Origin of the sequence: Mesorhizobium sp. M0571, assembly GCF_040320985.1 — a bacterium.
In the GTDB taxonomy this organism is placed as follows: domain Bacteria; phylum Pseudomonadota; class Alphaproteobacteria; order Rhizobiales; family Rhizobiaceae; genus Mesorhizobium.
The window spans coordinates 39,067-58,645 of the sequence record NZ_JAMYQT010000019.1; the positions used below are offsets into that span (position 1 = coordinate 39,067).

The window sequence follows — 19,579 nt, forward strand, 5'->3', positions numbered from 1 at the left end:
ATCCCGAACCGAAGGTCAGCGTAGCAAAAAGCGGACCGGTTTTCGGACGAGGTCATGCTTCAAGGAATTGCATGAGCGACGACAAGGCAATCTGGCCACCAATCGATCCGATCTCGGCCGGCCTGCATGGCCGCTGCCCCCGCTGTGGCGAGGGCAAGCTGTTCTCCGGGTTCCTCACGGTCGGCAATCGCTGCACCAATTGCGGCCTCGATTATTCCTTCGCCGATGCCGGTGACGGGCCGGCGGTGTTCGTTATCCTGATCATCGGCTTCATCGTCGTCGGCCTGGCGCTGTGGATGGAGGTGACGCTCAATCCGCCGCTCTGGCTGCACCTGTTGCTATGGATTCCGTTGACGCTGGTGCTTTGCCTGGCGGCGCTCAGGCTGATCAAGGGCGTGCTGCTGACGCTGCAATACCGCAACCAGGCGGCCGAGGGCCGGCTGGACCGCGGCGAATGAGCGAGGCCTTCGATTCGGTGGTCGGCCATTCGCGGCCGAAGCGCGCATTGGCGCTCGGCTTGGGTATCGTCCTGTTTTTGATCCTGCTGGCGCTCGGCACCTGGCAGGTTCAGCGCCTGCACTGGAAAGAGGGTCTTTTGCAGACGATCGACCAGCGCACGCATTCGGCGCCTGTGCCGCTGGCCGAAGTCGAAAAGCGGTTTGGCGCCACCGGCGACGTGGACTACACGCCGGTGACGGTGACCGGCGCTTTCCTGCATCGAGGCGAACGGCATTTCCTCGCTACCTGGGAAGGCCAGTCCGGCTTCGATGTCTTCACGCCGCTGCAGCTCGATGATGGCCGTTTCGTGCTGATCAACCGCGGCTTCGTGCCTTACGATTTTAAAGCCCCCGCCAAGCGGCCGCGGGGACAGGTGACGGGCAAAGTGACGGTGACTGGGCTCGCCCGCAACCCACTGCCGGCCAAGCCCTCGATGATGCTTCCCGACAATGATCCTGGGAAGAACATCTTCTACTGGAAGGATCGTGACGCGATGGCCTCGAGCGCCGGCCTGCCGGCCGGCGCCGGGTTGGTGCCGATCTTCATCGATGCGAACGCCACGTCCAACCCCGGCGGGCTGCCGGTCGGCGGCGTCACCGTCATCGACCTGCCGAACAGCCATCTGCAATATGCGATAACCTGGTACGGCCTTGCCGCGGCGCTTGCTGGCGTCCTCATCTCCTGGTTCCGCCGTCCGGCGAAAGACCAATGATCGCCGCCACTACCCTTGACAGGGCAGGGCAGCACACTTCATTTCGCGCCTTGAGTTCAGTCACGATCCGATCAACCGGCCCGCAATCATGCTTCAGACAAAGCCACCGCTGACCATCCGGCTCTGCCAGCCGCGCGGCTTTTGTGCCGGCGTCGACCGTGCCATTCAGATCGTCGTGCTGGCGCTGAAGAAATACGGCGCGCCGGTTTATGTCCGCCACGAGATCGTGCACAACCGCTACGTCGTCGAAGGGCTGCAAAGCCTCGGTGCGGTGTTCATCGAGGAGCTCTCCGAGATTCCGCCCGAGCATCGCCAGAGCCCAGTCGTCTTTTCGGCGCATGGCGTGCCGAAATCGGTGCCGGCCGACGCCCAGGCCCGCAACCTGTTCTATCTCGACGCGACTTGCCCACTGGTCTCAAAAGTTCACAAGCAGGCGATGCGCCATCAGCGGCTTGGCCGCCACGTGCTTTTGATCGGCCACGCAGGGCATCCGGAGGTGATCGGCACGATGGGCCAGTTGCCGGATGGTGCGGTCACGCTGATCGAGACGGAAGCCGACGCCGCAAGCTTCGTGCCCGCCGACCCGCAAGCGCTCGGCTTCGTTACCCAGACGACGCTGTCGGTCGAGGACACCGCCGGCATCATCCGCGCCCTGCAGCAACGTTTTCCCGAGTTGCATGCAGCGGCGGCGGAATCGATCTGCTACGCCACCACCAACCGCCAGGAGGCGGTCAAGGAGACCGCGGCCGGCGCCGATCTCTTCCTGGTCGTCGGCGCCCCCAACTCGTCCAATTCGCGGCGTCTTGTCGAAGTGGCCGAGCGCGCCGGCGCCTCGATGTCGCTTCTCGTGCAGCGCGCCTCGGAAATCCCGTGGACGGACATTGCCGGCATTTCGACGCTCGGACTGTCGGCCGGTGCGTCAGCTCCGGAGATCATCGTCGACGAGATCGTCGATGCCTTCCGGCAGCGCTTCGACGTAACCATCGAGCTGGCGGTGACGGCGACGGAAACGGAGGATTTTCCAGTGATGCGGGTGCTGCGCGATGTCGAACTGACGGCGGCCGACATGGCCTTCGTCAATGGGGCCGCGTAGGGACCATGGCCGTCTATACCGACGTCAATGAGGGCGAGCTCGGCGCCTTCCTCAAGAACTATCCGGTCGGCGATCTCTTGTCCTACAAGGGCATCGCCGAAGGCACCGAAAACTCGAATTTTTTACTGCACACCAGCAGCGGCTCCTACATCCTGACGCTTTACGAGAAGCGCGTCGACAAGGCTGACCTGCCGTTCTTTCTCGGCCTCATGGCCCACCTCGCAAGAAAGGGCATTTCGTGCCCGCTCCCGGTCACCGCGCATGATGGCGGTGTGATTGGAACGCTTGCCGGCCGGCCGGCGGTCATCATCACCTTTCTCGAAGGCCTGTCGCTGCGGCGGCCGACGGCCGCGCATTGCGCAGAGGTCGGCAAGGCGCTGGCGGCACTACATCTTGCCGGGGCGGACTTCCCGATGACCCGTCCGAACGCCCTTGCCATCGATGGCTGGCGCAAGCTATGGAACGCCGCCCGCGCGCGCGCCGACGAGGTCGAGCCGGGACTGGCCGCCGAGGTCGATGCCGATTTCGCCGACTTCGAGCGGAACTGGCCGAAGGGTCTGCCGCAAGGCATCATCCATGCCGATCTTTTCCCGGACAATGTCTTTTTCCTCGGCGAAAAATTGTCCGGGCTGATCGACTTCTATTTCGCCTGCAACGATCTCTACGCCTATGACGTCGCCACCTGCCTCAACGCCTGGTGTTTCGAGAAGGATTTTTCCTTCAATCTGACCAAGGGCACGGCGCTGCTTGCCGGCTACCAAAGCGTGCGGCCGTTGAGCAGCGACGAGAAGGCTGCGCTGCCGATGCTGGCGCGCGGCTCGGCGCTGCGCTTCATGCTGACCCGGCTCTATGACTGGCTGACGGTTCCGGACGGCGGGCTGGTGATGAAACGCGACCCGACCGAGTATATCCGCAGGATGCGATTCCATCGGGCGATCAGGTCTCCCTCGGAATATGGATTGGCATGAGCAAACACGTTGAGATTTTCACCGACGGTGCCTGTTCGGGCAATCCCGGCCCTGGCGGCTGGGGCGCGATCCTGCGCTTCAACGGCACCACCAAGGAGCTTTCCGGCGGCGAGGCGGAGACGACCAACAACCGCATGGAGCTGCTCGCTGCCATCTCGGCGCTGAATGCGTTGAAGGAACCCTGCACGGTCGACCTTCATACCGACAGCAAATACGTCATGGACGGCATTTCCAAGTGGATCCACGGTTGGAAGAAGAACGGCTGGAAGACCGCCGACAAGAAGCCGGTCAAGAACGGTGAACTCTGGCAGGCGCTGGACGAGGCCAACAAGCGTCACAAGGTGACCTGGAACTGGGTCAAGGGCCATGACGGCCATGTCGAGAACGAGCGCGCCGACCAACTCGCGCGTGAAGGCATGGCGCCGTTCAAGAAAGGTCCGGTCAAGCCTGCCGCGCCGCCAAAGCCAGCCGAGCAGGCAAAACAGCCGGCAGTCGCGAAGGCGCGGCGCTCGACCCAGAGCTATTGAGTTCCAGGATCTGGCTCGCTCTCAGGCAGGGAACCTCGATCGTGCCGGTTCTGTATTATGTCACCCATCCCCAAGTTCAGGTCGATGCCACCATTCCCGTGCCCGAATGGGGGCTGTCCGATATCGGACGAGCGAGAACGGTTGCAATGCTCGATCAGCCCTGGGTTGGGTCGATCCGGCGGATCGTGTCGTCGGCTGAACGCAAGGCGATGGAAACCGCCGAGATCGTCGCAAGGCATCTCCGCCTTGTGGTCGAGGTGAGGGAACGGATGCACGAGAACGACCGATCGGCAACGGGATTTTTACCGCCGCCGGAGTTCGAAGCGGTCGCGGACCAGTTCTTCGCCAATCCACACAAGAGCATTTGCGGATGGGAGCGGGCCATCGATGCCCAGCATCGCATCGTGAGCGAGATCGACGCCGTGCTCGGCACCGCCGACGCGGACGACATTGCTTTCGTGGGCCATGGCGGCGTCGGAACGCTCCTGCTGCTCTGCCTCAGCGGCCGGGAAATCAGCCGCCAGGCGGATCAGCCAGCGGGCGGCGGCAACTACTTCGCGTACGATATCGATGCACGCCGCGTTATCCACGGATGGCAGCCGATCGACGGGCCGGTACAGCCGTAGACGCTTAGCGGATCAGCAGCGCAGTGCCGAACAGTCCGAGCGCGAACACCGTGTGCGACACAAGATTGAGGGCGCGGATCTGCATCGGGTTGGGCCGCTTCGAAGCGGCCCAGCCGGCACCCATGCCGGGCGCCAGCAGAAACCAGCCGGCGCCGACGGTGACGATGCCGAGGACAAAGGCCGGCAGGAAGGTCGGCGCGGCGAGCCAGGCCGTTCCGGCCAGCACGACCAGTATGATGCCGTAGACGATGCCGACAGCATAATGAAAGGCCCAGCCAAGCGCTGATTCATGCGCATAGGGCGAGGCCTCGCCAATGTCGTCATGGAAGACCTTGCCTTCCCTGAGATGCCAGACCCAGCGGCCGACCAGCCCCCAGTTCGGCCGCGGCTGAGCAAACGCCCTGTTCAGGAAAATCGCCCAGACATCCATAAGCGCGGTTGCGCCGATACCGATCGCGACAGCGCGCCAAAAGATGTCAGACATAATCCAGGTCCCCAGAAGCAAGCAGTCCCGAAGGGCCGACGCATGGCCCTGAAAACCGGGTCGGCTTTCGGAAGGATCATGCGCCGATGCAAAGGCAGCATCCTTTCGACGCGCAGCGCTCGAAGGCGACCGCCGCCGTCCCTGGCCTATGCTGTCGCCAAGACGGAAAGCTGTCCGAGAATGTGAGCAGCGCCGGATTCGTCGACGCCGGGCTTTGTCTCGACATTGAGCGAGGTGACCTTGCCGTCATCGACGATCATCGAAAAACGCCTCGAGCGCAGCCCCATGCCGCCGCCGGAGAGGTCGGCGTCGAGACCGACCGATTTGGCGAAATCGCCATTGCCATCGGCAAGATAAAGGATTTTGCCTTCACCGCCGCTGAAGCGGGCCCAGGCCCCCATGACGTGAACATCGTTGACCGAGACGACGGCGATAGTATCGACGCCGCGCGCCAGGATAGCGTCGTAATTATCCAGGTAGCCCGGCAGATGATTGTTGCTGCAGGTCGGCGTGAAGGCGCCTGGAACGCCAAACAGCACGACCTTCTTTCCTAAGAATATCTCGCCCGTCGTGATCGGCTTTGCACCGTCGGCGGTCATTGTCTTGAACGTCGCATTGGGCAGTTTGTCGCCAACGGAGATCGTCATGATGGTCCTCGCTTGAGAATGGAAAGGGAGTGTCCTTGCGATAGCGAACTAAGGCGCGCCCGGCAACCGTCCAGACGTTGGCATCACGGAAAAGGCAGCAGGCCTTCGACCGCGCCAGCGGCACTTGTCAGTGTGTAGTGAAGGCCGCCATCGGTTGGCGTTGTCGACGGCCTGTCGAGGATCGGCACCGTAAAGATCAGCTTGCCATCCTTTTCGCTGCGCGCCGGGGCACCGAACATGTAGTCGCGTTCGCCGGCAACGAAGAAGTCGGCGGCCTCGGGAGTGCCCGGAAAGCTCGCTTCGACAATCAGCGTTTCGTGGTCGCCCGGCAGTACGTTTATGCCGAAATCGGGCGTTGCCGTGGCGGGCAGGGTTGCAAGGCCTGCCTTGACCAGTGCCGCATCCTCGGCGTTGTCGGGATCGGCGCCGGGATCGACGGTCAGCCTTGTCTGCACCGGGATGCAGATGGTTTCGCAAATGCCGAGGAAGATGTCCGCATCGATGACGGCCGGCTGGCCGGGCGCGGCAAGCGTGAACGTCACCGGCAACGAAACCGGGTGGTCGTAGCCGGCCCATTTGCCATAGCCGTCATCATGGCGCTGCGGCGGCGGAAACGAAAGCGTCGCGTCGGCAATGTTGGTGCTGGCCGAGACGTCTATCTGTGGTGGCACGCCCGCATCGCCCGGGTCGCGCCAATAGGTCTTCCAGCCGGGCTTCAGCGCAATGTCGAGGACGCCCTGGAGACGCCCGGCCTCGTCGGCTTTGCCGCTCGTCACCAGCCGCACCCTGCCGCCTTCGCTGTTGTACCAGGCCGACGAGGAGGCTGAGGCGGGGAGGCCGGTCGCCGATCCAATGGCCACGCTAAGCAGCAGGATTTTCAAGCTTTGCATGGCGATGATTTGATCGTCTGTTGATGGCCGCACAATGATTTCATGACGCCGCCGGCATCATATTTGCGTGACCTTCGGCTTATGAGCCTGATCAAATCGGGCGCCGCCCATCTTTTCGGCGCCCTGGAAACGCGTTACGCTGTGGTCATGGATTTGTTACGCCATAAAAAGACGGCCGCAGGACCCGGCTTTCTCGACGACCAGTTCCTGATTGCCATGCCCGGCATGAAGGACGACCGCTTCACGCGCTCCGTCATCTACATTTGCGCGCACAGCGACGAAGGCGCGATGGGGCTGATCATCAACCAGACGCAGCAAATGCTGTTTCCGGACCTGCTCGTGCAACTCGGCATCATGAACGAGCTGGAGGCAATTCGCCTGCCGGCGCCGGCGCGCGACTTCGTCGTGCGCAATGGCGGACCGGTGGATCGCAGCCGCGGCTTCGTCCTGCATTCGGGCGACTACCGGGTGGAATCCTCGCTCGCCGTGTCCGACGACGTCTGCCTGACCGCGACCGTCGACATATTGCGCGCCATCTCCTCCGGCCGCGGACCCCGGCGGGCTCTGATGGCGCTCGGCTATGCCGGCTGGGGTGCGGGCCAGCTTGAAAACGAGATCGTCGAGAATGGTTGGCTGACTTGCCCGGCAAGTGCCGAGCTTCTGTTCGACGCCGACATCGACCGCAAATACGACCGGATACTTGCCTCGATCGGCATCGATCTCGCGCATCTCAGCCTGGCTGCCGGTCACGCCTGAACCTCATCACGTCCCGAAACTTGTCACGCCTGAGTCAGCGGGTACTGTTCCTTCAGCGTCTTCAGCACCTGGTCGCCCGGCATCGGCGCGCCGAACATGAAGCTCTGCACGTATTCGCAGCCCATCTGCCGCAGCTCCAGCGCATCGCTCTCGTCCGAAATGCCTTCGGCGACAACCGAAAGGCCGAGCTCATGCGCCATGTTGACCATGGATTTGAGCAGCACCGCGCGTTTCGGCGTCGCGTCGTCGACGAAGCTCTTGTCGATCTTGATGGTGTCGAAGGGGAAGCGCGTCAGATAGGCCAGCGATGAATAGCCGGTGCCGAAATCGTCCAGCGACAGGCCGATGCCAAGCTGCTTCAGCTTGGTCAGCACATGAGCGGTCTGCTCGGGATTGTCCATCACCAGCGATTCGGTGAGTTCGAGCCGGAAGCAGCGCGGCTTCAGATTGGCCCGCGCGATCACCGAGCGGACGTCGCTGACCAGGTCGCGGCGGATGAGTTGACGGCTGGACAGATTGACCGAAACCGACAGCGGCGCATCGCCGATCTGCTTTTGCCACCCCGCCAGGTCTTCGGCAGCCTGTTGCATGGCAAACAGGCCAAGCTGCACGATCAGCCCGCAGTTTTCGGCGACCGGGATGAAATCCGCTGGCGGGATCATGCCGCGGCGCGGATGGTCCCAGCGCAGCAGCGCTTCGAATCCGGCAACGCTGCCGTCTTCCAGCCGCACGATGGGCTGGTAGGCGAGCGTGAATTCACGCCGTTCGATGGCGCGACGCAGATCGGACTCGAACTGCAGCCGGTCGGTGCCGACGGTGCGGAAGGCGGGCCGGAACGGCTCGATCCTGTCGCCACCGAAACGCTTGGCCTGATGCATGGCGAGCTCGGCGTCCTTGACCATGTCCTCGGCAGAAGTCTGCGCCGAGGTCCAGGTGATCAGCCCGATCGAGGCGGTCAGCACGATCTCGCGCTTGGCGAAGGTGATCGGGTTGTTGATCGCATGTTTGATGGCGTCGGCGACGGCCGCGATGCGGGCCGGGTCCTGGTCGGAAAGCAGCATCAGCGCGAACTGGTCGCCGGCAAAGCGCGACAATGAATCCTTCGGTTTGAGCAGCCGGTGCAGCCGGCGCGCAATGGTGAGCAGGATGGTATCGCCGGCCGAGATGCCGAGCCCGTCATTGACCTGCTTGAAGCGGTCGATGTCGATGACGAAGACGGTCGGACGGACCTTCTCTTCCGTCCGCGCGATCGAGATGATCGCCTCCAGCCGGTTCATGAACAGCTCGCGGTTCGGCAGGCCGGTCAGATTGTCGTGCACGGCGTCGTGCAGCAGCCGTTCCTCAGACTTTTTCTGCTCCGTCACGTCGACCATGGTGCCGACGCAGCGGATCACCTCGCCGTCCGATCCGATCACCGGCCGGGCGCGCAACGAAAACCAGTGATAGTGCCCGTCGGCGCCGCGCAGGCGGAAATTCTGCGACACCCGGCCGCGCCGGTGTTCGAGCACCACGTCGAGCGTCGTGCGAAACGTGTCGCGGTCGTCGGCATGCAGCACCGGCAGCCAGTTGCGGGCAGGGCCGCCGAGGCTGTTGGGCGCCAGCCCGAGCTGGATGCTGACGTCGGGACGAGTGACGACGCGGTCGCGCAGCACGTCCCAGTCCCACACAGTATCGCCCGATCCGGCAACCGCCAGCGCCTGCCGCTCGAGGTCGGAGAACAGGCCCTGATGCAGGGCGCCGCCGGCAAAAGCGTGTTGCATCACGGTGAAGCCGATCAGCAGAATGATGAGAATCAGCCCGCCGCCCAGCGCCGGCTGGGCGATATCGTTGTCGAGCATACCGGTGATCGCCATCCACGATCCACATAGCCACAGCAGCACCATCACCCAACTGGGCACCAGCATGATGGCGCGGTCGTAACCGCGTATACCGAGGAAGATGATCAGGCCGAGCCCGGTCAGCGCGGTGGCGGCGAAGGACAGCCTGGCAATGCCGGCGGCAACCGCCGGATCGACGATGGCGACGCCGGCGATCAGCACCAGCCCGAGAATCCAGACCAGTGCGCCGTAGCTGAAATGGCCGTGCCACCGGTTGAGGTTGAGATAGGCAAACAGGAACACCACGAAGGTCGCCGCAAGCGCTACCTCCGTTCCGGCGCGCCACATCTGCTCATTGCCCGGTGAGATTTCTATGATCTTGTTGAGAAAGCCGAAATCGACGCAGATATAGGCAAGCACCGCCCAGGCAAGGGCCGCCGTTGCCGGGAACATCGAGGTCCCCTTGACGACGAAAAGAATGGTCAGGAACAGCGCCAGCAGGCCGGCGATGCCGATGACGATGCCACGAAACAGCGTGTAGGAATTGACCGAGTCCTTGTAGGATTCAGGGTCCCACAGATAGACCTGCGGCAGCTTGGGCGAGGCCAGCTCGGCGATGAAGGTGATCACCGTTCCAGGGTTCAGCGTTACCCGGAACACGTCGGCGTCGGGGCTGGTCTGGCGGTCGAGCGCAAAGCCCTCGCTGGGCGTGATCGCGGCAATGCGGGTCGAGCCGAGATCCGGCCAGAACAGGCCGGAATTCACCAAGCGGAAATGTGGTGCGACAATCAGCCTGTCGAGCTGCTGGTCGGTGGTGTTGGCGAGCGCGAACACCGCCCAGTCGCCGGTCGAGCGCGCGTCATTGGCTTCGACCTCGATGCGCCGCACGATGCCGTCCGGCCCGGGTGCCGTCGAGACCTGGAAATTCTCGCCCTGATTGCGGTAGATTTCGACCGCGCCCGAAAGGTCGAGCGCCACGTCGTCGCGGGCAATCTTGATCGGTTCGACCGCAAAGGCCGAGGATGCCGCACAGAGCGTGACGATTGCCGCCAGCATAAAGGCAAGCAGCGACCCGTTGCGCAGAAAATTCGTCAAAATCAGCCCTTTGTTCCAACGCCCGGCGAATCGTCCGCGATCCGGGCGTATAGGTAATGGTCCTGCCAGATGCCGTTGATCCTGAGATAGGATCGTAGCAGTCCTTCGCGCCGGAATCCGGCTTTTTCAAGCACGCGGATCGACCGGGCGTTGTCGGGGATACAGGCAGCTTCGATCCGGTGCAACCGCAGCGTTTCGAAGGCGAAACGCGTTACCACCTTGACGGCGTCGGTCATCAGGCCGCGGCCGCTGAAGCGCTCGCCGATCCAGTAGCCGATATGGCCGCTTTGGGCGACGCCATGGCGGATATTGCCGAGGGTGATACCGCCGGCAAGCTTGCCGCTGCTTTTCTCGAAGATGAAGAACGCGATGGCCGTCCCCTGCGCGTAGTCCTCCCGGTAGCGGCCGATACGATGCCGCCACGCGGTGCGGTCGAGCTCGTCCGGCGTCCATCGCGGCTCCCACGGCTCAAGAAAAGCGCGGCTTTCGCCGCGCAGCACCGACCACTCGCGATAGTCGTTGGTCAGCGGCACGCGCAGCGTGACAAGGTCGCCCTTCAGTGCCGGCAGGTCGCGGCGAAAGAAGGGGAGCGCGAACACGAGGCTCGGGTAGGCTTAGACGGCGAGCTTGCGGGCAGTGGTCTGCGTGCCCGAAAGCGAATCGAGGATCGCCTCATAGGGCGCGAGCGTACCCACCGGCCCGACAGCTGTAAGCGTCGGCTTGGTCGAAAACAGCCGCGACGACAGGTCCGTCAGCCGCTCGACCGTCAACGCCGACAGCCGCTCCATCAGCTCTTCCTTGGCGATCGGCCTGCCGAACAGAAGCAACTGCCTGGCGATCTGCGAGGCGCGGCTTGCCGGGCTTTCGGCCGACATGATCAGCCCGGCGCGATATTGGGCACGCGCCCGGTCAAGCTCCTCCTGCAGGATGTTCTCACCGGCCTTCTGCAACTCGTCGATGATCACCGGCACCAGCTCGGCAATATCGCTTTGTCCGGTCGCCGCATGGACGCCGAAGATGCCGGTATCGGAGAACCCCCAGTGGAAGGCATAAACCGAATAGCACAGGCCGCGTTTTTCGCGGATTTCCTGAAAGAGCCGCGACGACATGCCGCCGCCGAGGATCATCGACAGGACCTGCGAGGCGTAGAAGTCGCGGACGTGATAGGCACGACCCTCGAAACCCAGCACGATCTGAGCGTCCATCAAGTCGCGGTCTTCGCGAAAATCGCCGCCGACATACTGCGCATATTGCGGGATGGTGCCGTCGGCCTTGCCGCGGAAGCCGCCGAGACGCTTTTCGACCTCGCGCACGAAATCGTCGTGCTTGATGTCGCCGGCCGCCACCATCACCATGTTCTCGGCGCCGTACTGCCGTTCGATGAAGTCGTGCAGCTGCTTCGAGGTGAAGGATTTGACGGTTTCCGGCGTGCCGAGAATCGAGCGGCCAATAGTCTGGTGGCGGAAGGCGGTCTCGGTAAAGTGATCGAAGACGACATCGTCGGGCGTATCGTGAGCGGCGCCGATTTCCTGCAGAATCACATGTTGCTCGCGCTCCAGCTCCTGCGGATCGAATTCGGATTCCTGCAGGATGTCGGAAAGGATATCGACCGCCAGCGGCACGTTGTCGCTCAGCACCCTCGCGTAATAGGAGGTCGTCTCGACACTGGTAGCGGCGTTGATCTCGCCGCCGACATCCTCGATCTCCGAGGCGATCTCGAAGGCGCTTCGCCGTTTGGTACCCTTGAAAGCCATGTGCTCGAGCAAGTGCGCCATTCCGTGCTCTTCGTCACGCTCGTTGCGTGCGCCCGACTTGACCCAGGCGCCAAGGGCAACGGATTCGAGGCTTGGAAGGGTTTCGGTGGCGACTGTCAGGCCGTTCGACAGACGGCTTACCTCAACACCCATATGGCAATTACTCCCTAACGCGCCGCCCGCGTGTGGCGGCCGACATAACCTTCCACCATTTTCAGGTCGGATGGAAGTACCGTGTATTTTTCCTCGGCCGTCATCAACCCGTCTAGCCATGCGGGCAGGGCAGGCGACACGCCGCTGGCTGCCTCGACGGCCGCCGGAAACTTTGCCGGGTGCGCAGTGCCCAGCACCACCATCGGCACCTCGCCGGCGGCCTTGCCGGCGGCCACATGCACGGCTGCGGCCGTATGCGGGTCGAGCAGATAGCCGCTCGCCGCAAGTGTGGCGCGGATTGTAGCAGCAACCTCGTCCATGGTGGCGCGGCCGGCGTCGAATTCGGAGCGGATCTTGCCGATTTCGCCGGCCTCGATAGTGAAGGCGCCGGACTGCTTGAGCCCGTCCATGTAGCGCCGCACGGTCGAGGCATCGCGGCCGGCCGCCTCGAACAGCAAGCGTTCAAAGTTCGAAGAGATCTGGATGTCCATCGATGGCGAGGTGGTCGAAAAGACCCCCTTCATGCGGTATTCGCCGGTCGCCAAGGTGCGTGCCAGAATGTCGTTGTCGTTGGTGGCTATGATCAGCCGCTCGATCGGCAGCCCCATCTTCTTGGCGGCGTAGCCGGCGAAGATGTCGCCGAAATTGCCGGTCGGCACGGTGAAGGAAACCGGCCTGTCGGGCGCGCCGAGCGACAGCGCGGACGAAAAATAATAGACGATCTGGGCCATGATGCGGGCCCAGTTGATCGAATTGACGCCGGACAGCGACACCCGGTCGCGAAAACCGTGGTCGTTGAACATGTCCTTCACCAGGCCCTGGCAGTCGTCGAAATTGCCTTCGATCGCCAATGCATGGACGTTTGCGGCGGTCGAGGTCGTCATCTGCCGCTGCTGCACCGGCGAGACGCGGCCGTGCGGGAAAAGTACGAAGATGTCGGTACGGTTGCGCCCGGCAAAGGCATCGATGGCGGCCCCACCGGTGTCGCCGGAGGTGGCGCCGACAATGGTGGCGTGCTGGTCGCGCTCGGCCAGCACATGGTCCATCAGCCGCGCGAGAAGCTGCATCGCCACGTCCTTGAAAGCGAGCGTCGGGCCGTGGAAGAGCTCGAGCACGAACCGGTTCGGCCCGGTCTGCACCAGCGGGCAGACGGCCTCATGGCGGAAGGTCGCATAGGCTTCGCGCACCAGCCGTTCGAACACCGGCGCCGCGATCTCGCCGCCGAGGAACGGCGACAGCACACGGATGGCCAGATCGGGATAGGCAAGGCCGCGCATGGCGCGGATCTCGGCTACGGAAAAATGCGGCCAGGCGCTCGGCAGATAAAGCCCGCCGTCGCGCGCCAGTCCGGCCAGAACCGCGCCGGAAAATCCAAGCGCGGGCGCTTCCCCGCGGGTACTCACATATTGCATCGTCACGTTTCCATTGCTGCCGGGAATCTTCGCCCGCCGCAGGGTGGTGGATTTCTGCGCTGGCTAAGTCGCATTTTTGCCGCGCGGTTGATATACGTCACCGGCTTTGCGAGAGGGAAGTGCAGTTCATGGCGTTTCATTCATTCAACGGTCGTTTTGTCGCGGGTCTGGCGCTCACCGGCTTTATGCTTGCCGCCGCGGGCTGCCAATCAGGCGACACTGGCATTCTCGGCTTCGGCAAGAAGGATACGACGCCACCACCGCCACCGGACCCCAAGGTGCTTTCCAGCCAATTGCAGGCCTATTGTCCGAAAGTGACGTTGCGTGACGGCACTGCCTTCTTCAACACCTATGCCAAAAGCGGTCCGAAGCCGAAGAAGAAAACCGACGTCGCCGCCCAGGATGCTCAAGCAACCCAGACGGCCCCGGACGCGGTAGGCGCCGACCAGCCGGACGATTCCGCCAAGATCATTTATCAGGCTTCGATCACCGATGTGACCCGCGACTGCAGCCGCGCCAACGGCTCCTTGTCGATGAAGATAGCCGTCGCCGGCAAGGTCGTGCCTGGCCCGATGTTCACCCCCGGCACCATCACCATGCCGATCCGTATCGCGGTGATGCACGGCACCGAAGTTCTCTATTCGCAGCTTCACTCCCATCAGGTTCAGGTCACCGATCCTTCGAGTGCCACGCAGTTCGTCTTCACCGATTCCAACGTCGTCGTTCCGGAGCCGACGGCGCAGGACTACCAGGCATATGCCGGTTATGACGAGGGCGCTCCGAAAGTAGCGACAAACAAGCCGAAGAAGAAGAAAACCGCCGCGACCAACTGAGCCGCTGCATTCGCGCCACGGCGGTTGGAGACGGCCTCTCAGGCGTCCGCCGACCATTCCGACAGCGCGGCGATCACGCTTTTCAGTTCCGCCCAGCGGCGGATGACCGTTTCGGCGCCGGCCTCGGTCAGCGCGTCGGCATGGCCGGGATAGCTGTGCGCCGCGCCGGTGAAGCCGATGACGCGCATTCCTGCCATTTTGGCGCCGGTGACGCCATGCACCGAATCCTCGATGACGAAGGTGTTGGCAGGATCGGCCTTGAGCTTTTCCGCGGCGAACCGAAACACGTCCGGCGCCGGCTTGGTTTTCCCGGTCGGGGTTTCCAGCGAGGAAAAAATCCGGCCGGCAAAGAACGGCAAAAGATGCACCTTCTCCAGCATGAATTCGATCCGCTCGGAACGCGAATTCGAGCAGACGCAGCGCGGCACTGTTACCGCGGCGACCGCCTCATGCGCCCCGTCGATGGCACGCACGTCGCTGCGCAGCCTGCGATCGACCAGCTGTTCCTCCTTGTCGATCAGCGAAGCCTGGAACGGGATACGGGACTTTTCCTCGACCCGCATCATGATGTCCTTGAAGGTCAGCCCGGCATAGACCTCGGAAATCTCCTCGGCCGATATCTCGTAGCCGGCCGAGGTCAAAAGCTCGGCATCGATGCGCGCGGCGATGATTTCGGAATCGACGAGCACGCCGTCGCAATCGAAGATGACAAGGTCTGGCTGAGGCATGGTGATCCGGGAAGCGGGATGAAGGGAATGCCGAGAGGCCTTTGGTCCAAACGGCTCAGGCGGCGCGGCATACACCAACAGGCCGGGCTTCGCAAATTCGGCGGCCTGCTTCACTGAATATTTACGCTGATCGGTAACCATAACGCGGAGTAAACAGTAACGCGTGCCTTGGGTGTCACAATGTCTGCCGTGCGTCTTCTCGACGAGCTTTCCGATGCTCCCCAGCAATCCGAGTGGCTGGATACGATCCTGAAGGGCGACTGCGTCGCCGCGCTCGAACGGCTGCCGGAAAAGTCGATCGACGTGATCTTTGCTGATCCGCCTTACAATCTGCAGCTCGATGGCGATCTGCATCGGCCCGACCAATCCAAGGTCGATGCCGTCGACGACCATTGGGACCAGTTCGACAGTTTTGAGGCCTACGACGCCTTCACTCGCGCCTGGCTGCTGGCGGCGCGCCGCGTGTTGAAGCCCAACGGCACGATCTGGGTCATCGGCTCCTACCACAATATTTTCAGGGTCGGCGCCAAAATGCAGGACCTGGGCTTCTGGATCCTCAACGACGTCGTCTGGCGCAAGACCAATCCAATGCCCAATTTCCGTGGCCGCCGTTTCCAGAACGCGCATGAGACGATGATCTGGGCATCGCGCGACCAGAAGGGCAAGGGTTACACATTCAACTACGAGGCGCTGAAGGCGTCGAACGACGACATTCAGATGCGCTCCGACTGGCTGTTTCCGATCTGCACCGGCGGCGAGCGCCTGAAGAACGACAATGGCGACAAATTGCATCCGACGCAGAAGCCGGAAGCGTTGCTTGCCCGTGTCATGACGGCCTCGACCAGGCCCGGCGACATTGTGCTCGACCCCTTCTTCGGTTCAGGCACTACCGGCGCGGTGGCCAAGCGGCTTGGCCGCCACTTCGTCGGCATCGAGCGTGAGCAGGCTTATATCGATGCCGCCATGGACAGGATCGATGCGGTCCGGCCGCTCGACGGCGCCAATCTGACGGTGCTGACCGGCAAGCGCGCCGAGCCGCGCGTCGCCTTCGTCACTCTTCTCGACAATGGCCTGGTGGCACCCGGCGCCACGCTCTACGACGCCAAGAAGCGCTGGGCGGCAAAGGTGCGCGCCGACGGCACTCTGGCGATCGGCGACAGTGCCGGGTCGATCCACAAGATCGGTGCGGAAGTCCAGGGGCTCGACGCCTGCAATGGCTGGACCTTCTGGCATTATGAGCGCAGCGGCGGCCTGACACCGATCGACGAGCTTCGCCGCATTGCGCGGCTGGGCATGGAGCGGGCAGGGGCCTGACGGCTTCTGAGTTGCGACAGATTCGTTAATGCGAAGTCTCAGCCAGTTACTGGAAGTGATTAAAATAACACTATGATCCCAAGACGCTCAAGGTCCGCCTTGAGCGTCTGGGCGTCGGTGAACAGCACAGCCTGCCAACCGGCCGCCTTGGCGCCGTCGACATTCTTCTGGCTGTCGTCGATGAACAGCGTGGCTGCCGGATCGAGGCCGAACGCGGCGACGTGGTGATCATAGATGGCGCGATCCGGCTTGATCTGGCGGATGTCGCCGGAAACGGTCACGCCGCGCGGCCGATTGAGGAAATCGAAACGCTCGCGGGCCTCGGCAAGCGTGTCCGCGGCGAAATTGGTCAGCATCGTCACGTCATGGCCGCTCTCGATCAGGCCGATCATGATGGCGACGCTGTCCTCATAGGCATGAGGCACCATCTCGTGCCAGTGCCGGCGGAAATTGCGGACGTTTTCGGCGTGCTCGGGATACTCCGCGATTGCCAGCGCTTCGGCCTCCTCCCAGCTGCGGCCGCGGTCCTGCTCGATATTCCAGTCATGCGTGCAGACATTGTCGAAGAACCATTTCCGTTCGTCGGGATCGGGGATCAAGCGGCTGAAAGGCAGGTTCGGATCGTAGTGGATCAGCACTTTGCCGATGTCGAAAACGATGTGGCGGATTTCAGTCATTCTTCTCTCTTTCAATGCGGCCGCTGCTTCTTCGTCGCGCCCGGTATCGCCGCTTCGATTACCTTTTTCATGACGGTCGGCAGCGCTTCCCCGGAAATTTCATGCGCCAGCGACCAGAAATGCCCTGCCGGGGCGGCGCTGTCGGTCTCCGCCTTGAACACGTCGAGTTCGAGCGCGAAGTGGGTGAAGACATGGCCAATGCGCCCGGCCCGCCGCCAGTCGCCGGGGAATGGGGCTGCCGCATCGGTGGTGGCGCCGTCGATCCGCGCGGTCCAGCTCGTCGTGGGCACTTCGGTCATGCCGCCGAGCAGGCCTTTATCCACGCGCTTGCGCAAAAGGATGGCGCCGTCGCCCCTGAAGGCAACGAAGGCGGCGCCGCGGCGCAAGGGTTTTTCGGCCTTGGGCAGGCGGACCGGAAAGCGTTCGGGGTCGCCTGAGGTGGTCGCGCTGCAATCCTGCCGTACCGGGCAAAGCATGCAGCGGGGCCGGCGCGGCGTGCAGATCGTCGCGCCCAGGTCCATCATCGCCTGGGCGAAGTCACCCGGCCTTGTCCGGGGAACCATGCGCTCGACATGGCCGCGTATCTCGCCCTTGGCCTCGCCCAGCGGCGTGGCGATAGAAAACAGCCGTGAGACGACCCGCTCGACATTGCCGTCGACGACGGCGGCGGGCCGGTCGAAAGCGATCGCCGCGACTGCCGCCGCCGTGTAGGCGCCGATCCCGGGCAGTTCCTTCAAGCCGGTCTCGCTGTCCGGAAAGCGACCGCCTTGCCGCGCGACGAGATCGGCACAGGCTTTAAGGTTGCGGGCGCGAGAATAATAGCCGAGCCCGGCCCAGGCCTTCATGATGTCTTCGGTCGGTGCCGCCGCCAGTGCTTCGACCGTCGGCCATTTCTGCACGAAAGCCCGGAAATAGGATTTTACCGCCTCGACCGTGGTTTGCTGAAGCATCACCTCGGAAAGCCAGACCAGATAGGGATCGGGCCGCGCGCCGCCTGCCAGCGCGCGCGGCGGAACGCGCCAGGGCAGGTCGCGGTGATGCGCGTCGTACCAGCCAAGCAGCCGGAACGCGATCTCGCCATCGCCTGCGGATACGGCCTTGCGGGTCTGGTCGTGCAGTGCCATTGATCGACGGTCGGCCCTAATCCACTGGTGCTGAAGCTGGTGACTGGAGAACGCACATGGCAGGGAAAAGGCCCTTCGGCAATCCCGTTCCGGTGAGCGATCTCGCAACCGAGATACTCGACCCGGTGCTGCGCAAGCGGGCCGGCATGTCGATCGGGCTGGTCCAGTCGTGGGAAGAGATTGCCGGGCCGCGGCTTGCCGGCCGCTCGCGCCCGGAAAAGATCCAGTGGCCGCGCCGCATGCATGAGGACGATCCGTTCGAGCCGGCGGTGCTGGTCATTGCCTGCGAGGGTGTGGCGGCACTGCATCTGCAGCACGAGACCGGCGAGATCATCAACCGGGTCAATGCGTTTCTCGGTTTCAATGCGATCGGCCGGATCAGGATCGTGCAGAAGCCGGTAATGACGGGCAAGGAAAAGCCGAAACCCAGTTTGCGGCCGCTGACCGTGGCCGAGAAGGCGAAGCTGTCAGGCACGGTCGGTTTGATCGAGGACGACGGGCTGCGCGCCTCGCTGGAGCGGCTTGGCGCCACCATTCTCGGCCAAAAGAAGCCGTGATCTCGCGCTATCGTGATGGCATGCTGGAATTTGGCGATTGGAATAGGGACGGCAATGCCTTAATTCGCGCCAACTCTCGCTTTTTGTAGCCTTTGCATTGCAAAATCTAACTATTGCCAGGTGATTCGTATGATCCGTTCCTTGTCCCGCAGAAACCTCTTGTCTTCGCTGGCCGCCATACCAGCGGTGGCTCTGCTTGCCGCATGCAGCGACTCGGGCGAGAAAGCCGAGGCGCAGGATGTGACGCCTGCGGCCCCCGCCGATTCGACGAAACCCGCCGACGCTGCGAAGCCGGCCGCTCCAGCCGCCGCCAAGGCGCCGGAAGCTCAGGGTACGGTGGACATGGCGGCCTTGTTGAAGCCGGGCGCGCTGCCCGACATGCAGCTCGGCAAGGACGATGCAAAGGTCACCATCGTCGAATATGCCTCGATGACCTGCCCGCACTGCGCGCATTTCGCCGAAACCACTTTTCCGGAGCTGAAGACGAAGTATATCGACACCGGCAAGGCCCGCTACATCCTGCGCGAATTTCCGTTCGATCCCAGCGCCGAAGCCGGTTTCATGCTGGCGCGCTGCTCCAAGGACAATTATTTCCCGATGGTCGACGTGCTGTTCAGGCAGCAGGCGAACTGGGTTGGTGTGAACAATACCAAGGACGCACTGCTGCAAATCGCCAAGCTTGCCGGTTTTACACAGGAGTCCTTCGAGGCCTGCTTGACGGACCAGAAACTTCTGGACGATGTGAGATCCGTCCAGAAGCGCGGCGCCGACGAATTCAAGGTCGATTCCACACCGACCTTTTTCATCAACGGAAAGACCTACAAAGGGGCGATGTCGATTGCGGAAATGTCGGCCATCATCGACCCTCTGCTCTGACGTTTCGGCGACGCCGAAGCAGCTGCGCTTCGGCGTGC

The 19,579-nt window shown here is 63.1% G+C and carries 21 protein-coding genes; 11 read left to right on the forward strand and 10 right to left on the reverse strand.

The genetic code is table 11. The annotated features are described in order from the left end of the window. Positions 1 to 71 precede the first annotated feature (71 nt). The 6 genes from NKI85_RS21980 to NKI85_RS22005 all read left to right on the forward strand — a co-directional run bounded on the left by NKI85_RS21980 (position 72) and on the right by NKI85_RS22005 (position 4,424). Positions 72 to 458 (forward strand): DUF983 domain-containing protein, encoded by a 387-nt coding sequence (locus tag NKI85_RS21980; protein ID WP_352526978.1) that lies wholly within the window; start codon positions 72 to 74, stop codon positions 456 to 458. Further along, on the forward strand, positions 455 to 1,210 hold the full coding sequence (locus NKI85_RS21985) for an SURF1 family protein (RefSeq protein WP_352526979.1): 756 nt from the start codon (positions 455 to 457) through the stop codon (positions 1,208 to 1,210). Before NKI85_RS21980 ends, NKI85_RS21985 begins: the two co-directional genes overlap by 4 nt. An 88-nt stretch (positions 1,211 to 1,298) precedes the next feature. Continuing rightward, a complete protein-coding gene (ispH, locus tag NKI85_RS21990) occupies positions 1,299 to 2,303 on the forward strand; it encodes a 4-hydroxy-3-methylbut-2-enyl diphosphate reductase (protein ID WP_352526980.1) in 1,005 nt (334 codons plus the stop codon). A 5-nt stretch (positions 2,304 to 2,308) separates the two neighbouring features. Continuing rightward, positions 2,309 to 3,271, forward strand: a complete 963-nt coding sequence (locus NKI85_RS21995) for a homoserine kinase (RefSeq protein ID WP_352526981.1) — start codon at positions 2,309 to 2,311, stop codon at positions 3,269 to 3,271. Next, the gene (rnhA, locus tag NKI85_RS22000; protein ID WP_352526982.1) at positions 3,268 to 3,798 is read left to right on the forward strand and encodes a ribonuclease HI; all 531 of its coding nucleotides are present in this window, start codon (positions 3,268 to 3,270) and stop codon (positions 3,796 to 3,798) included. Before NKI85_RS21995 ends, rnhA begins: the two co-directional genes overlap by 4 nt. Before the next feature lie 41 nt (positions 3,799 to 3,839). Further along, entirely contained in the window at positions 3,840 to 4,424 is a 585-nt protein-coding gene (locus tag NKI85_RS22005) for a histidine phosphatase family protein (RefSeq protein ID WP_502896140.1), read from the forward strand. A 4-nt stretch (positions 4,425 to 4,428) separates the two neighbouring features. Here the strand turns inward: NKI85_RS22005 and NKI85_RS22010 are convergent, their stop codons facing one another. From NKI85_RS22010 to NKI85_RS22020, 3 genes are all read right to left on the reverse strand, one after another. Next, entirely contained in the window at positions 4,429 to 4,908 is a 480-nt protein-coding gene (locus tag NKI85_RS22010; RefSeq protein ID WP_352526983.1) for a DUF2938 domain-containing protein, read from the reverse strand. Between the two features lie 146 nt (positions 4,909 to 5,054). Beyond that, positions 5,055 to 5,555, reverse strand: a complete 501-nt coding sequence (locus NKI85_RS22015; protein ID WP_352526984.1) for a peroxiredoxin — start codon at positions 5,553 to 5,555, stop codon at positions 5,055 to 5,057. Between the two features lie 83 nt (positions 5,556 to 5,638). Further along, positions 5,639 to 6,445: a protein-disulfide reductase DsbD domain-containing protein gene (locus NKI85_RS22020; RefSeq protein WP_352777889.1), complete on the reverse strand. Its 807-nt coding sequence runs from the start codon at positions 6,443 to 6,445 to the stop codon at positions 5,639 to 5,641. Between the two features lie 147 nt (positions 6,446 to 6,592). On the opposite strand from NKI85_RS22020, the gene NKI85_RS22025 reads away from it, so the two are divergent. Further along, positions 6,593 to 7,201 (forward strand): YqgE/AlgH family protein, encoded by a 609-nt coding sequence (locus NKI85_RS22025; RefSeq protein WP_352527066.1) that lies wholly within the window; start codon positions 6,593 to 6,595, stop codon positions 7,199 to 7,201. 23 nt (positions 7,202 to 7,224) lie between these two features. Here NKI85_RS22025 and NKI85_RS22030 read toward each other — a convergent pair whose 3' ends face one another. The 4 genes from NKI85_RS22030 to thrC are packed head-to-tail and all read right to left on the reverse strand — an operon-like array spanning position 7,225 to position 13,432. Beyond that, a complete protein-coding gene (locus NKI85_RS22030; RefSeq protein WP_352526986.1) occupies positions 7,225 to 10,113 on the reverse strand; it encodes an EAL domain-containing protein in 2,889 nt (962 codons plus the stop codon). A gap of 2 nt (positions 10,114 to 10,115) precedes the next feature. After that, positions 10,116 to 10,712 (reverse strand): GNAT family N-acetyltransferase, encoded by a 597-nt coding sequence (locus NKI85_RS22035; protein ID WP_352526987.1) that lies wholly within the window; start codon positions 10,710 to 10,712, stop codon positions 10,116 to 10,118. A gap of 15 nt (positions 10,713 to 10,727) precedes the next feature. Beyond that, positions 10,728 to 12,020: a M16 family metallopeptidase gene (locus NKI85_RS22040; RefSeq protein WP_352526988.1), complete on the reverse strand. Its 1,293-nt coding sequence runs from the start codon at positions 12,018 to 12,020 to the stop codon at positions 10,728 to 10,730. A 14-nt stretch (positions 12,021 to 12,034) separates the two neighbouring features. Beyond that, the gene (gene thrC, locus NKI85_RS22045) at positions 12,035 to 13,432 is read right to left on the reverse strand and encodes a threonine synthase (RefSeq protein WP_352526989.1); all 1,398 of its coding nucleotides are present in this window, start codon (positions 13,430 to 13,432) and stop codon (positions 12,035 to 12,037) included. Between the two features lie 128 nt (positions 13,433 to 13,560). Here thrC and NKI85_RS22050 point away from each other — a divergent pair, with 128 nt between their 5' ends. Then, on the forward strand, positions 13,561 to 14,265 hold the full coding sequence (locus tag NKI85_RS22050) for a hypothetical protein (RefSeq protein WP_352526990.1): 705 nt from the start codon (positions 13,561 to 13,563) through the stop codon (positions 14,263 to 14,265). Between the two features lie 38 nt (positions 14,266 to 14,303). Here the strand turns inward: NKI85_RS22050 and NKI85_RS22055 are convergent, their stop codons facing one another. Continuing rightward, the gene (locus NKI85_RS22055) at positions 14,304 to 14,993 is read right to left on the reverse strand and encodes an HAD family hydrolase (protein WP_352526991.1); all 690 of its coding nucleotides are present in this window, start codon (positions 14,991 to 14,993) and stop codon (positions 14,304 to 14,306) included. 180 nt (positions 14,994 to 15,173) lie between these two features. Between NKI85_RS22055 and NKI85_RS22060 the strand changes: the two genes are divergently transcribed. Continuing rightward, positions 15,174 to 16,307, forward strand: a complete 1,134-nt coding sequence (locus tag NKI85_RS22060; RefSeq protein WP_352526992.1) for a site-specific DNA-methyltransferase — start codon at positions 15,174 to 15,176, stop codon at positions 16,305 to 16,307. A gap of 59 nt (positions 16,308 to 16,366) precedes the next feature. On the opposite strand, the gene NKI85_RS22065 is transcribed toward NKI85_RS22060, so the two are convergent. After that, entirely contained in the window at positions 16,367 to 16,984 is a 618-nt protein-coding gene (locus NKI85_RS22065; RefSeq protein WP_352526993.1) for an HAD family hydrolase, read from the reverse strand. Positions 16,985 to 16,995: 11 nt separating this feature from the next. Beyond that, on the reverse strand, positions 16,996 to 18,108 hold the full coding sequence (mutY, locus tag NKI85_RS22070) for an A/G-specific adenine glycosylase (protein WP_352526994.1): 1,113 nt from the start codon (positions 18,106 to 18,108) through the stop codon (positions 16,996 to 16,998). Between the two features lie 56 nt (positions 18,109 to 18,164). On the opposite strand from mutY, the gene NKI85_RS22075 reads away from it, so the two are divergent. Together NKI85_RS22075 and NKI85_RS22080 are read left to right on the forward strand one after the other, a co-directional pair. Further along, on the forward strand, positions 18,165 to 18,665 hold the full coding sequence (locus NKI85_RS22075; RefSeq protein WP_352526995.1) for a DUF721 domain-containing protein: 501 nt from the start codon (positions 18,165 to 18,167) through the stop codon (positions 18,663 to 18,665). Positions 18,666 to 18,794: 129 nt separating this feature from the next. Further along, entirely contained in the window at positions 18,795 to 19,541 is a 747-nt protein-coding gene (locus NKI85_RS22080; protein WP_352526996.1) for a DsbA family protein, read from the forward strand. Positions 19,542 to 19,579: the final 38 nt, after the last annotated feature.

Coding starts and splice junctions, on each gene's coding strand:
- NKI85_RS21980 (WP_352526978.1), top strand. CDS start 72: ATGAGCGACGACAAGGCAATCTGGCCACCAATCGATCCGATCTCGGCC.
- NKI85_RS21985 (WP_352526979.1), top strand. CDS start 455: ATGAGCGAGGCCTTCGATTCGGTGGTCGGCCATTCGCGGCCGAAGCGC.
- ispH (WP_352526980.1), top strand. CDS start 1,299: ATGCTTCAGACAAAGCCACCGCTGACCATCCGGCTCTGCCAGCCGCGC.
- NKI85_RS21995 (WP_352526981.1), top strand. CDS start 2,309: ATGGCCGTCTATACCGACGTCAATGAGGGCGAGCTCGGCGCCTTCCTC.
- rnhA (WP_352526982.1), top strand. CDS start 3,268: ATGAGCAAACACGTTGAGATTTTCACCGACGGTGCCTGTTCGGGCAAT.
- NKI85_RS22010 (WP_352526983.1), bottom strand. CDS start 4,908: ATGTCTGACATCTTTTGGCGCGCTGTCGCGATCGGTATCGGCGCAACC.
- NKI85_RS22015 (WP_352526984.1), bottom strand. CDS start 5,555: ATGACGATCTCCGTTGGCGACAAACTGCCCAATGCGACGTTCAAGACA.
- NKI85_RS22020 (WP_352777889.1), bottom strand. CDS start 6,445: ATGCAAAGCTTGAAAATCCTGCTGCTTAGCGTGGCCATTGGATCGGCG.
- NKI85_RS22025 (WP_352527066.1), top strand. CDS start 6,593: ATGGATTTGTTACGCCATAAAAAGACGGCCGCAGGACCCGGCTTTCTC.
- NKI85_RS22040 (WP_352526988.1), bottom strand. CDS start 12,020: ATGGGTGTTGAGGTAAGCCGTCTGTCGAACGGCCTGACAGTCGCCACC.
- thrC (WP_352526989.1), bottom strand. CDS start 13,432: ATGCAATATGTGAGTACCCGCGGGGAAGCGCCCGCGCTTGGATTTTCC.
- NKI85_RS22050 (WP_352526990.1), top strand. CDS start 13,561: ATGGCGTTTCATTCATTCAACGGTCGTTTTGTCGCGGGTCTGGCGCTC.
- NKI85_RS22055 (WP_352526991.1), bottom strand. CDS start 14,993: ATGCCTCAGCCAGACCTTGTCATCTTCGATTGCGACGGCGTGCTCGTC.
- NKI85_RS22060 (WP_352526992.1), top strand. CDS start 15,174: ATGTCTGCCGTGCGTCTTCTCGACGAGCTTTCCGATGCTCCCCAGCAA.
- NKI85_RS22065 (WP_352526993.1), bottom strand. CDS start 16,984: ATGACTGAAATCCGCCACATCGTTTTCGACATCGGCAAAGTGCTGATC.
- mutY (WP_352526994.1), bottom strand. CDS start 18,108: ATGGCACTGCACGACCAGACCCGCAAGGCCGTATCCGCAGGCGATGGC.
- NKI85_RS22075 (WP_352526995.1), top strand. CDS start 18,165: ATGGCAGGGAAAAGGCCCTTCGGCAATCCCGTTCCGGTGAGCGATCTC.
- NKI85_RS22080 (WP_352526996.1), top strand. CDS start 18,795: ATGATCCGTTCCTTGTCCCGCAGAAACCTCTTGTCTTCGCTGGCCGCC.